Below are 12634 nucleotides of genomic sequence, written 5' to 3'. Positions count from 1 at the left end.
GTAAAACAAGAATTCAGCGTTTTTTCTATGTTTATTTTAAATTAAATACTGTACTGGCCAAGTAATCTGATATTCTTGGGAAAAGGGTATAGAGTTTATGAGCTGCAGCTAGTGACCACGGTAAATTGATATCACGCTTCTTCGTCCCCATGGCAGCCACAATTCTCTTAGCTACATAGTCGGGATGCAAGAGAAAGGTTTTGACGCTTTCTTGATAGCTTCCATCAGGATCTGCTTGGTCGAAAAAGCCAGTCGCAATAGGTCCTGGGTTAACAGTTGTTACTGTCACACCATACTGGGCCAACTCCAAGCGAATGGTATTTGAAAAACCCATAGCCGCAAACTTAGTTGCAGAATAGACTGACGACTTGCTTGAAGCGATTAGACCTGACATCGAAACAATATTAATGATTTGCCCGCTCCGTCTAGCCTTCATCCGTTTACCCACTAAACGGCACATGGTCATCAGAGCAAAAGTATTGATGTCAAACATAGCTTGAACCTGCTGACTTGAAAAATTTTCAAAGTCATCATAAATTGCATAGCCTGCATTATTGACTAAAATATCGATTTGACCAAACTGGCTATCTAATCCTTCAAAAAATGCAATTAATGCGGCTTCGTCTCGAATATCCACATTAAAAACTGCCTTTTTTTCATGATAGGCATAGAGCTGCTCTATCTTCTCTACATCTCGCCCCAACAAAATCAAGAAGTCATCTTTCAGCAAAGGAATCATTTCCTGTACTAGACCACCAGATGCCCCAGTTATTAAAATGGTTCTCATAGTTCTATTTCCTCTAAATCTTTAACGATATGGACCTGTTCAAATATAGTTCTCGCATCATTGCGCAATCGGCTGATATCCTTGGACAAAAAGCGCGGACTGATATGATTGAGCAAGAGTCGCTTGACACCAGCATCCTTAGCTACTTGAGCCGCTTCCATATTGGTTGAATGCCCATGCTTACGAGCAATCTGCTCATCACCCTTACCATAGGTGGACTCATGCACCAGCACATCAGCATTTATAGCTAGACGCACACTGGCATGACACTTACGCGTATCCCCTAAAATCGTCACTACCTTACCAGGCCTTGGAGGGGAAATATAGTCACTAGCGATAATTTCAGTCCCATCCTCAAGTGTCACATTCTGACCATTTTTTATTTTCCCAAAGAGGGGGCCAAATGGTACACCCGCCGCGCTCAGAGCATCCGCATCCAAGGTCCCTTCCAAATCCTTTTGGATGACACGGTAGCCGACACAAGGAATGGTATGGTCCAGCTTTTCGGCGAATACCATGAATTTGTCTGTTTCTAGAACCTGACCGACTGTATCAACATCAAACTCATGAAAATGAATGCGATAAGGTAAGTGTGAACCAGATGCTTTCAGACTAGCCAAAACAAAAGATCGAATACCCATAGGACCGTAAATATCAATATCTGTTTGTTCCTCACTCGATTGAAACGAACGGCTGGATAAAAAACCTGGCAAACCAAAAATGTGATCACCATGTAAATGTGTTATGAAAATTTTAGCAACTTTTCGAGGACGAATAGTGGTTTCCAAAATCTGATTTTGAGTTCCTTCGCCACAATCAAAAAGCCAAATTTGATTGATTTCGTCCAAAAGTTTTAAGGCCAAACTGGACACATTACGGGCCTTGGAGGGCTGACCAGCCCCTGTACCTAAAAATTGAATTTGCATTATTTACTTTCTAATCGATATATTATAGCTGAGCGACCCGACCAGGCAAAATAGCGCTGACCCGAATAAGAATCCGCCACTTCTACTACTTCCTCCTGATTGAGACCCGAAATTTTGATAAAGTCAGCCGAGCTAGCCACCTCTGTTAGCAGAAAATCTGTTTCCTCATCTTTCAACTGACGTTCATCAAAGGCATTGGCCTCCATGAAAATCTTGCCGTCTTCTACAAAAACGACATAGTGGAGAAAGACTTGAGCTATCTCAAAGAGCAGATCTTCAGTGATCTCCTCTTCTCCTTCCGAAAAAACTTGAGCCAGTCCGTCTGCCGACACATAGGCAAATCCGAAAGACTTACCTGATAAATTCAGGCGGACAAAGGGCTTGTCTTCTTCAAAGCTGGGATCTTTTGGAAAAAGGCAGAGCTGCTGAGAAAGTGTCAGATAGTAGTCCGTCGCCTCTTCTGCTCCTTGTTTCTGGTAGATTTCCGCAAAATATGCGTTGATAACAGAAGGCGGTGGTGTGATAAAGTCTAGTTTTTGTTGGTCAGTCAAATCAGCTAATTTCTTCGCCAGATAGACCTTGTCCAGACTGGTAAAGCCACCGTATTTGATTGCCAAATCAAGATAATCCGTCATAAAATTCTTCCAACTTCCATTTATTAGCGGAAGCAATATAGCCTGATACCACTTCCACATCCTCTTCGTAGGTCCGATTTTCTATCAGGGCAAGAGTTGCTAAATCATGCAATTTATAAGATTCAGCAAGTGGCACTCTGACCTCAAATCGTTCAAACATAGTCTTAATCTTAGCCAAGACCATCATCTGAATATGGCCTTTGGCATTTTCATCCTTAGCGGACAGCATGACATGCGGAAACTGACTAGGGGTAAAGCTGTCATCGGTCTTGTCCAGCTTGTTATACAGAGCCAGGCGAGGAATGTCCAGCATATCCAGGTCTTTCAAAATATCCAAGACCACCTGCTCCTGCTCACTGTGATTGGGGTCAGAGGCGTCGATGACATGGAGCAAGAGATCCACGTTCATGGACTCCTCCAAGGTTGATTTGAAGGCAGAAATCAACTCAGTCGGCAGGTCCTGAATGAAACCAACCGTGTCGGTCAAGGTCACGTTGAACTTGTCTGCCAAGTTAATCTGCTTGGTCGTGGCATCAAGTGTGGCAAAAAGTTCATCTGCCTCATACTGTCTCTTGTCCGTCATGGCATTCATGATAGTAGACTTACCAGCATTGGTATAGCCAATCAAGCCAATCTTGAAAACGCCTGATTGCAGACGGCGTTCACGTACAGTCGCTCGGTTCTTCTCTACCATTTTGAGTTGGCGTTCGATATCGTGAATCTGGTTGCGAATGCTCCGACGGTTGAGCTCCAACTGGCTTTCACCTGGTCCACGAGAGCCGATACCACCTGCCTGACGGCTGAGCATGATACCTTGTCCAACCAAGCGTGGCAACATATACTTGAGCTGGGCTAGGTGGACCTGTAACTTCCCTTCGTGACTCTGTGCCCGCATGGCAAAAATATCCAAAATCAACTGCATCCGATCGATGACCTTGACACCTAAAATCTCTTCCAAATTAACATTCTGACGGGGCGTCAGCCGGTTATTGACAATGACGGTATCAATCTCGTCAGCTTCGACCATCTGGGCAATTTCATCCAATTTTCCTGAGCCAACAAAGGTCTTGCTGTCGTATTTTTCACGTTTTTGAGTGTAGACTCCCTTGACCAGAGCACCAGCCGTCTTAGCAAGACTTGCCAACTCCTCCATGGACATGTCAAAATTGTCTGTCTGCTGTAATTCCACTCCAACCAGGAGGGCACGTTCTTGTTCTTTCTTCGTTTCAATCATTTAAAAATTCCTCCACGGCGGTGAAAATCTGCAACTTGTAATCTGGCTCGCCTACTGAATAAAAGGGAACCTGCATCCGATTTTTGAACCAGGTCAATTGTCGTTTGGCAAAGCGGCGACTATTTTGCTTGACCTTATCAACTGCTTCTTCTAGGCTGATTTGACCTGCTAAGTAAGGAAAAAACTCCTTGTAGCCAATTCCCATAGCAGCTTGGGCTTCTGGGTGTTCTTGGTAGAGCCAGCTAACTTCATCTAGTAAGCCCGCCACCATCATCTTATCCACTCGCTGATTGATGCGGTCGTAAAGAACCTGCCTGTCATCCGTCAGGCAGATGTAAAGAGGCTCATATTCTGACTCTGTATTTTCTAAGTTTTTGCCAAATTTTTTTAATTCTAACCCACGAATCAATCGCCGACGGCTGTTTCCCTCGAACATCAAACCTGCCTGCTCTGCCATTGTTTCCAAAACCTCGTCAGACAAGCAGTCGAGTTCCGCCCGATAAGCAAGAACTTGTTCCTGGTCAACCTGCCCGCCCAGATGGTAGCCTTCAAGCAGACTTTGGATGTAAAGACCTGTCCCACCCACGATAATAGGCAACTTGCCACGACTAGTAATGTCTGCAATTAGGGATCTGGCTTCTGCTACAAATTCATAAGCCGAATAGCCCTCGTTCACATCTCGGACATCAATCAAGTGATGAACCGCCACAGCCTGCTCTTCAGGGCTAGCTTTTGCCGTCCCGATATCTAGTTTACGATAGACTTGCTGGCTATCACCGCTGATAATTTCTCCATTGTAGCGCTGGGCCAAGTCTATGCCAAGGGCAGTTTTTCCTACCGCTGTCGGTCCAATGACCACAATAACTTTAGTTTTCATCTTTTTCCTTGAAAATATTTTGTTTTTTCGCTAAAATCTATTATAACATAAGTAAAGGAGAATTCACTATGGCTAAAGGTTTTGGCAAAGGTTTCTTGACAGGTATTCTTTCTACAGTCGCTCTTGCAGCAGGCGCAGTCTTCACCGTTCATAAAACAATCATTGAACCAGAAGAAAAGAAAGAAGCTTTCATTGAGGAAAATCGTAAAAAAGCTGCACGTAAACGTGTAGCACACTAAAAAGCTGGGAAATATCCAGCTTTTTTTGTTTTTATTATATCCCAAAATGAACAAGTGAATTGTGGGAAAATGTGACTAAATGATGATATCTTCTTTCTCAATCAGTACAATCGTCCACATCATCACCAAGGTTACAGTAGCCAATGATAGAATCAAGGGTAACCAACTACCAAAAATTGGAAAACTATATCCTAAGAGAACTGGACCAAATGCTGCGATTAAGTAGCCACCTGTTTGTACCATACCTGATAAGCGAGCCGTTGCCTGACTGTTACTGCTTTTCATAGTAAAGCTGAGCATCATATATGGGAAGAGTGATGCATTGGAAACACTGAGTACGATATGAATAATTGTCCAAGCAAAAAAGTTTTTTGGAGTGATTACCATAAGGGCCAAGCCAATTAATGTAATCAAAGAGATGAGGAGCATGATGTTCCTGCGAGATTCTTTCGTCTGACGCGAAAGTAGAGTTGTAATGATTGAAGACATTGGTATGGCAGCCAAGTTATAAATTCCAGACATCAACCCTGCTTCTGCTTTTGAAAATCCAATAGATTGCGAAATGGTTGGTAACCAAGTGACTTCAGTGTAGAACAAGACGGATTGCAACCCACCAAAAATAAGAAAGGCAATGGCAGCCTTATTTTTCCATAGAGAACTTGTTTTCTCTGATTGGTTGCCAGTAACAAATATATGATTGTTCTTCACATTTGGTAACCAGATAAGTAAAGCTAAGAGGATGACTCCGGTGATTAAATAAATAAAAAATTTCCAAGAAGTAGCTGAAACAATTGGTACTGCAACCATTGACGCGACTGTTCCAGAAATCCCCATCAGAGTAATGTAGATGGTTGTATAAAGCCCAATCTTATGCGGGAAATTAGCAGCAACTAAGCTTGGCAACAAGACATTAATAAATGCGATACTAGCTCCGATCATCATCGTACCGATGAAAAGTGTTTGGAGGTTGAATACCCTCAATCCAGAACCAATAACCATAATCACAAGTACAATGGCCATTAGACGTTCCAAGCCAAATTTTGCTGCCATACGTGGCGCTATTGATGAGCATAGTGCAAACATGATCAAGGGAATCGAAGTTAAAATGCCGAGTGAACTCACTTCAACACCCAACCCAGATGCAATATCTGTAAGGACTGCTGGCAAAGCTGTAAAGGGTGCCCTCATCACCACACCCAACATCATAATCCCTAATAAAATAAAACTAAAGTGTTTTTTCATTCTTCTCCCCTAAACTTTTTCCAAACGTTCGGATTTCTGCAAAGAAAATTATACCATAGTTCTGCCCCCAGAAAAAGTATTTTAGAAATCTAAAAATGTGATATAGCGAACAACTATACCTTTTTACTCAAAATAACTATTTTTCAAATAAAGCAAACTGGGATAGAATTAGTTCAGTAATAAGTGAAAGAGAGATTTACAAATGACAACATCAAGATTTCAACTAGTGGGTTCCCTTCTACGTCCAGCAGAATTGCGTGACTACAAAACACAAATCGAACATAGAGATGATATCCATTATCCTTTTTATAATGACTTCTCTGGATATCAAGAAACTGAAACAGCAGCCATCGAATCAATCGTAAAGGAACAAAAAGAAAAAGGAATAGATATCCTAACTGACGGAGAATATTCTAAATCTATGTGGCACCTTGACTTTGTATGGGGCTTAAAAGGTATTGAACGGTATATTGCTGATCATGGATATACTTTTAAAGACCATGATGGCAGTCACTTTGAAACAAGAAAAGACATAGGTATCCGCATCACTGAAGAATTATCTGGTAAGAACCACCACTTTATTGAAATCTTTAAAAAAGTGAGTGAGCTAGCTGAAGATACGCAAACAAAATTGACTGTATGGGGCCCAGCTCATGCTTACACTGAACTTGCTGTTTTTAATGAATTGTATGGCGAAGGTCAAGTATATGCAACTGCCGATGATTTAAAAAACGGTCTCATTCAATCTTATAAAGAATTCCTTGATGACTACAAAACTGCTGGTGGCACCATTATTCAGTTCGACGACTGCCTTTGGGAACTTTTTGATGAAAGTAATCCTGCAAGTTTCTTTGCTGAAGGCAATGCAGGACTAGCTGATTTAGCAGATGCCTTTGTCAAAATAAATAATGAAGTCGTTGACTATGCACATTCACTTGGTCTTACTGTTTGGACACACAACTGCCGTGGTAACTACGAAAGTCGTCATGCCGCTGGTGGGACTTATGAGGCAATCGCTGAAAAATTCTTGCGTGATCAGCACTACGACCGCTTCTTCCTTGAATGGGATGATGAGCGTGCTGGTGATTTGAAAGCCTTAGAAAGCTTACGCGATAAAAACGCAGAAGTTGTTCTTGGACTTCTGTCAAGTAAGACAACCGATTTAGATGATGAAGAGCGTGTCTATAAACTCTTAGAAGAAGCAAGTAAAATCATCCCTAAAGAACGTCTTTACCTTTCTCACCAATGCGGTTTTGCTTCATGTGACTCTGGTAATGAATTGGCCATTCCACAACAATGGGCTAAAATCAAACAAGGTCAAGATATTGCAAGCAAATTCTGGAATGAATAATAAAAAATCCCATGGAACAAAGAGGAATTCCATGGGATTTTCATTATTCGAAGAATGCTATTTTCTACCCAATAAATAGTGACAAGAAGCTGGTACCAACCATATCTGCCAGAGCATGAGCTTGAAAGTAAGGTAGGAGATTATCATTTTTATTTTTATACATATAATAGTAAAACAAACCAAACGGCACACCTATTACTAAGGCTGAAACCAATCCTTGATAGGTATGGAATGAGGTTCGGACGATGGTTGAAAAAAGCAATACGAGCGAGCGTTTCTTTGTATCTGTACTTAACAATAAACCTAGGAAAAAGAATTCTTCGTAAAAGCCGTTAAACAAAGCATAAACAACTGTACTATAATCAACCGCTAAGAAGCGATGGATCACCGACATGATATCCTGATTATAATAAAGGAGATATCCTAGATAGTTATACCCTCCAGTAATCCCTAGAAGGTAAGAAAAGTCTGTAAATGCCAAGTCACCAATCTAACAAGTACCGATAAAAATCCGTGGTCCCCAGAGTAAAACTGTCTATTGTAATTTTACATTTAGTTGTTTGAAATCATAATTCCGAATCAGCAAATAAACCAAGGCAAACAAAAACAGTTTTCCTTGATTGACCAATGCCCACCAATTGTCTGCTGCGGTAAAGGATTGCACTCCATTTTCCACTACTTCTGTCGCAGACAAAGATACAATCCATTGCATGGTCGAGGTATAAATAGCATTGCCAAATAAAATTGCGGTCAGGACAAACACATCTGGCCAGTTTAATTCTATCAGTGATTTTTGGGGTCGAATAGCTTTCAATATTCTCTTCACACTTTCTCCTCTGATACATTTTTCTCAACCATTTAGATGGGTATAGTCGATTTTATAACATTTCTAGTAATCCTTGATAACTGTGAATTGTATAGGTCGGAATAGCCTTGCTGTTGTTTATCAGGTTAGAAGGATTATACCAAACAGTATCCATACCAGCATTATTCCCGCCTTGGATATCTGCAGTAAGGCTATCTCCAATCATCAATGCTTGTTCAAATTGAAAACCTGCAATCTGCTCTGCTATTTTTTCATAAAAATCCGCCGAAGGCTTTTGCGTCCCCATCTGTTCTGAAATAAATACTTCTTTGAAATAAGGTTGAATAGGTGAGTGCAACAAGCGATTTTCCTGAATATAGGTCACACCGTTGGTCGCCGCATAAATCTGATACCCACGCTTGGTCAACTCTTGCAACAGTTTATCCGCTCCTGCAAAAATTTGTCCCTGCTGTCCTATAAACTCTTGGTATCGCAAAGCCATCTCCTTCCCATCAACCTGACGACCAAAGTGAGCAAAGGTCCGTGAAAAACGAGTATTAATCAACTGTTTCTTTGTAATCAGACCTTTTTCTAAATCCTTCCACATGCCCTGGTTGAGCGGACGATAGACTTCTTTAAAAGCTTGAATATCCTCAACCTCCATCGAAGCCAAAAACTGTGTCAGAGCCACCTCCTCACCCCGACTAAAATCAAGAAGAGTATGGTCAAGATCGAATAATAAATGTTTGTAGTGCAATTGTGAACTCCTTTTAGTTATTGAGCATATTATATCACAGAATAGTACCAATTTTAGGAAATAAGGAAACACTGAAAACTTTGAAAATGAACAAAAATATTAATTACGGTGTTTTTATGATAATATTTTCGTATAGAATATGATGTTCTTATCTTATAACAAATAGTCCAGATGTAAAGTGAAATTAGTGATTAACTTTTTAATTTATTTAAAGCAATATTATACCTTAAAATTGTCACAGTATCTATCTGCCAATTGCGATACAAAGCATAGATTCAAAATTAATGATATTACTTCAACTCAAAAATTCTATACAAACACAAGTTACTTTTTTCACTGAAATTGAGATAGCTAATAAAAAATCTATGATTTTTCCATCACGTTCCTTTTACAATTACCTCCTTTTTAGTTTATCAGTTTAAAAATATAAATAGCTCTATAAATGTGACAAATCCACGTTTTGGAGCTTTTTTTAACTAATAAATTGTGTTGTGTATGAAATCTTTCCCTAACTTTTGAATATTTTCATATCTGCTGTTCAACTGGTCCAACTATACCTAATAAATATAGCAACTATACTCAGTAAATCACTCGTCCATGTTCGCAACTAACACAAAATGAGGATTCGAACCCTCTTTTTAATCTCCTGGCTATAATATATATCTTATTCTACAATAATTTAGACAGACATTGCTTGCATCCCATCCACCAATATCTTGGTTGCTTTGTAGGGGTCTTCAGCATGGGAAATGGCTGAGATAAGAGCTATGCCATCTGCACCTGCTTGGAGAATATCCTTGCAATCTTTAGCAGATAACCCTCCTATCGCAACCATAGGAATATCGGAATTGAGTCTCCTTAGTTGCTTTAATCCATCCATTCCAATTGCTGGACTAGCATCATCTTTAGATAAAGTGGGAAAAACAGGTCCGCTTCCGATATAATCTACTAGTTCAATAGGCGAATTGAGGTATTCTTCTTCTGTTCCAACTGATAGTCCAATTATTTTCCCTGGGAAGAGCTGTCTCGCTTCTACTACTGACAAATCTTCCTGACCAAGGTGTATTCCATCAGCATCAATTGCACATGCTAACTCAACATCATCATTAATGATTAATGGAACCTGATAGCGATGACACAGGTGTTGAACTTGTTTTGCCAACAGTAGTTTATCAGACCCTTTTAAACCTTGCTCACCTTTTTCACGAAATTGAAAACAAGTGATTCCTGCCTGCAATGCCTTTTCCAGTACATCCAAAAATTTGCCTTTTGGACAATCTGTCGTGCCACAAATAAAGTAAACTTGAAGGATTTTTCTATTCATAATGAATGACCTTTTTATTTTCCTCAACCTCTTCTGATTGGATTGCATAGAGGCTATTTATAAACTCAATCTGGAAGGTTCCTGGTAGTGAGGTTTTCTGCTCTGCCATTTCTCCAGCGATCGAATAAGCCGATAGGACCTCTTCCAAACAATCCAATAAAGAATCCTCATCAGCTAGGTGAATAGAGGCAGCCAGAACTGCTCCCAGTAGGCATCCTGTCCCTGTCACTAGGGTCATTAACTCACTACCGTTTTCCAAAATTCGAACCTGATGATTCACAGCGATAGCATCTTTTTTTCCTGTAATCACAACAGGAATTCCTAATTGTTGGTTGGCTCTGAGAGCTAGTTCACCAACATTGTCAATCTGAGCAGAATCTACCCCTTTCGTTTCAATACTTTCACCAATCAAGGCTGCAATTTCTCCTGCATTCCCACGAACGAGTGAAATAGTATGATGATGTAACAGATCCAAGGCAACTTTCTTGCGATAGGCACCAGCACCTGCCGCGACAGGATCTAAGACAGTAGGTACACCATATTTCTCAGCAATATCCAAGGCAGATTTGTATAGTTCCCAAGTTTCATTTGTCAAGGTTCCTGTATTAATCAATAAGCCTTTTGCATAGGGAAGTAGATCCTCCAAATCTTCTGGATACTCGCTCATCGCAGGGGAGGCACCGAGAGCAAGCAAGCCATTGGCTGTAAAATTTTTGACTACATCATTCGTAATACAAATGGTCAAGGGATTTTGACTACGTAATTTTTCCAAATACATCTAGTTACTCTCCTCTGTAGGTGGTATGATTAACAGGACCATTTCCATGACCCAATTCTGGAGCAGTCTGAATTGCTTCAGTAATAAATCGTTTGGCGGTTTCGACTGCTTGTACTACTGTCCGACCTTTCGCCAACTCTGCAGTAATGACTGCCGCATAGGTACAACCTGTACCATGGGTATGGTTCGTGGCAATGCGTGCTGCACTGATGACACTAATCTCACCATCTTCTAAAAATAAGTAGTCAGATGCCACCTTTGCCAAATGACCACCCTTAATGACCACATTTTTTACCCCAAGCTCTTTCCGGATCCAACGGCCCGCATTCATAATGTCATTTTCACTTTTCAGTGTTCTACCGACTAAAACTTCTGCTTCTGGTAGATTCGGTGTAATGATGGTAGCAAGGGGCAGTAATTTTGTTTTCAGCGCTTGGATTGCATCCTCTTCAATCAAACGGTCTCCACTCGTTGCGACCATAACAGGATCCAAAACATATGGACACTTCTGTTCAGAAAGATAGCTTGCGACGAGCTCTATGGTCTCGACTTGTGCTAACATTCCCGTTTTTATTGCATCTGGAACAATGTCCTGAAAAACACTTTTCAATTGTTCTTCTAAAATTTCCTGATCAAGATGACGAATTAGTTGCACCCCTTTGGTATTTTGAGCAACGACACTCGTCACGACTGCCATACCATAAACTGATCTAGCCTGAAAGCTCTTCAAATCAGCCATAATGCCTGCTCCGCCTGTTGGATCTGTTCCTGCTATTGATAATGCTACATGTAAAGATGTCATTTTCTATCCTCCAAAATTGGTATTAATTCACTTAATTGCTTGATGCTAACTATACCGATATTCTCAACAGAAAAAGGGGAATTTGGATGTTCTATATAAACTCCCGCTATTCCTAACTCATGTCCAATACGAAGATTGTTCTTATTATCCTCGACCATTACGATATTGGCTGGATCTATCCGTTCCTGATGTAGGATGAATTGGTAAAATTCCCTATTTTTATCACTCCCAAACAGATCCAAACTGCTATATAGTTTCACAAAATAGTTAGACAGATGATGGGATGACAATCCTAGTTCAGCCAGCTCCAGATAGTTTGAAGTGACTGCGTAAATGACTGCACCTTTTGCCTTCAATGTAGATAGGAGTTCATGCACACCTTCCACCAAGGAAATATCTCTATATAGTGATTGCAGTTGATTCATTTTTTGCCTTTCAAGTTCATTCTCATCTAAGGAATTCTCCACAAGTTGCAATAAATACGCGTTAACATCTTCCATTGGCATACGCCAAAGTTCTTCCCTTATCTGCTGGGTATACGGAACTCCGTGATGTTTCAAAATCCCTTGAACCACCTGGTCCCAGACCTCATAGGAATCAAAAATAACTCCATCAAGGTCAAGCCAAATGACCATTTTGTTCATCAATGTCTCCTTTCACTTTTTCTCGTTAGGAAATGTAAAATGAATCAGCTGAGACTATTTGTGAAAATATTCTTAATTGTATTAGATTTATCATCACTTTCGCCTTGCCGAACTCTACGAAAGTAACTTATTGCGCCTATCTTATTTCCAACCTAGAACAGCCTCTGGGCTGTTCTATCTACCTGCACTCAGTTCCTTTTTTCTGAAAACTCTTCATTCGACTATAAAAAAAA

At 40.5% G+C, this 12634-nt stretch carries 15 protein-coding genes; 2 read left to right on the top strand and 13 right to left on the bottom strand.

From position 1 onward, the window contains the following. Window positions 1–31 precede the first annotated feature (31 nt). The 5 genes from ACPC57_RS03815 to miaA are packed head-to-tail and all read right to left on the bottom strand — an operon-like array spanning window position 32 to window position 4459. Complete coding sequence (locus ACPC57_RS03815; protein ID WP_434066348.1) at window positions 32–787, bottom strand: SDR family NAD(P)-dependent oxidoreductase; 756 nt, start codon at window positions 785–787, stop codon at window positions 32–34. Beyond that, window positions 784–1713: a ribonuclease Z gene (gene rnz / locus ACPC57_RS03810; protein WP_217375022.1), complete on the bottom strand. Its 930-nt coding sequence runs from the start codon at window positions 1711–1713 to the stop codon at window positions 784–786. The genes ACPC57_RS03815 and rnz overlap by 4 nt, the downstream gene beginning before the upstream one ends. Beyond that, on the bottom strand, window positions 1713–2348 hold the full coding sequence (locus tag ACPC57_RS03805) for a cystathionine beta-lyase (protein WP_434066347.1): 636 nt from the start codon (window positions 2346–2348) through the stop codon (window positions 1713–1715). Before ACPC57_RS03805 ends, rnz begins: the two co-directional genes overlap by 1 nt. Then, entirely contained in the window at window positions 2332–3582 is a 1251-nt protein-coding gene (hflX, locus tag ACPC57_RS03800; RefSeq protein WP_434066346.1) for a GTPase HflX, read from the bottom strand. Before hflX ends, ACPC57_RS03805 begins: the two co-directional genes overlap by 17 nt. Then, entirely contained in the window at window positions 3575–4459 is an 885-nt protein-coding gene (gene miaA / locus ACPC57_RS03795; RefSeq protein ID WP_434066345.1) for a tRNA (adenosine(37)-N6)-dimethylallyltransferase MiaA, read from the bottom strand. The genes hflX and miaA overlap by 8 nt, the downstream gene beginning before the upstream one ends. 68 nt (window positions 4460–4527) lie before the next feature. Here miaA and ACPC57_RS03790 point away from each other — a divergent pair, with 68 nt between their 5' ends. After that, the gene (locus ACPC57_RS03790) at window positions 4528–4698 is read left to right on the top strand and encodes a DUF3042 family protein (protein ID WP_042761772.1); all 171 of its coding nucleotides are present in this window, start codon (window positions 4528–4530) and stop codon (window positions 4696–4698) included. 75 nt (window positions 4699–4773) lie between these two features. Here ACPC57_RS03790 and ACPC57_RS03785 read toward each other — a convergent pair whose 3' ends face one another. Continuing rightward, a complete protein-coding gene (locus tag ACPC57_RS03785; RefSeq protein ID WP_434066344.1) occupies window positions 4774–5940 on the bottom strand; it encodes an MFS transporter in 1167 nt (388 codons plus the stop codon). A gap of 202 nt (window positions 5941–6142) precedes the next feature. Between ACPC57_RS03785 and ACPC57_RS03780 the strand changes: the two genes are divergently transcribed. Further along, window positions 6143–7291 (top strand): cobalamin-independent methionine synthase II family protein, encoded by a 1149-nt coding sequence (locus tag ACPC57_RS03780; RefSeq protein ID WP_434066343.1) that lies wholly within the window; start codon window positions 6143–6145, stop codon window positions 7289–7291. 64 nt (window positions 7292–7355) lie between these two features. Here ACPC57_RS03780 and ACPC57_RS03775 read toward each other — a convergent pair whose 3' ends face one another. The 7 genes from ACPC57_RS03775 to ACPC57_RS03745 form a co-directional block, all read right to left on the bottom strand. After that, window positions 7356–7772 carry a CPBP family intramembrane glutamic endopeptidase gene (locus tag ACPC57_RS03775; RefSeq protein WP_434066342.1) on the bottom strand — a complete coding sequence of 139 codons (417 nt, stop codon included), beginning with the start codon at window positions 7770–7772 and terminating at the stop codon, window positions 7356–7358. A gap of 54 nt (window positions 7773–7826) precedes the next feature. Then, entirely contained in the window at window positions 7827–8117 is a 291-nt protein-coding gene (locus tag ACPC57_RS03770) for a hypothetical protein (protein ID WP_434066341.1), read from the bottom strand. Between the two features lie 52 nt (window positions 8118–8169). Then, window positions 8170–8853, bottom strand: a complete 684-nt coding sequence (locus ACPC57_RS03765) for a YjjG family noncanonical pyrimidine nucleotidase (RefSeq protein WP_434066340.1) — start codon at window positions 8851–8853, stop codon at window positions 8170–8172. Window positions 8854–9532: 679 nt separating this feature from the next. Further along, on the bottom strand, window positions 9533–10177 hold the full coding sequence (gene thiE, locus ACPC57_RS03760; protein WP_434065218.1) for a thiamine phosphate synthase: 645 nt from the start codon (window positions 10175–10177) through the stop codon (window positions 9533–9535). Next, entirely contained in the window at window positions 10170–10955 is a 786-nt protein-coding gene (gene thiM, locus ACPC57_RS03755) for a hydroxyethylthiazole kinase (protein WP_217375012.1), read from the bottom strand. Before thiM ends, thiE begins: the two co-directional genes overlap by 8 nt. Before the next feature lie 4 nt (window positions 10956–10959). Then, a complete protein-coding gene (gene thiD / locus ACPC57_RS03750) occupies window positions 10960–11757 on the bottom strand; it encodes a bifunctional hydroxymethylpyrimidine kinase/phosphomethylpyrimidine kinase (protein WP_434065217.1) in 798 nt (265 codons plus the stop codon). Continuing rightward, window positions 11754–12401, bottom strand: a complete 648-nt coding sequence (locus tag ACPC57_RS03745) for an HAD family hydrolase (protein WP_434066339.1) — start codon at window positions 12399–12401, stop codon at window positions 11754–11756. Before ACPC57_RS03745 ends, thiD begins: the two co-directional genes overlap by 4 nt. Window positions 12402–12634 lie beyond the last annotated feature (233 nt).

Origin of the sequence: Streptococcus sp. VTCC 12886 (assembly GCF_049893425.1) — a bacterium.
Taxonomy (GTDB): domain Bacteria; phylum Bacillota; class Bacilli; order Lactobacillales; family Streptococcaceae; genus Streptococcus; species Streptococcus suis_AA.
Note: the sequence above shows the minus strand (reverse complement) of the source record. Positions and strands in the feature narration are given on the sequence as shown.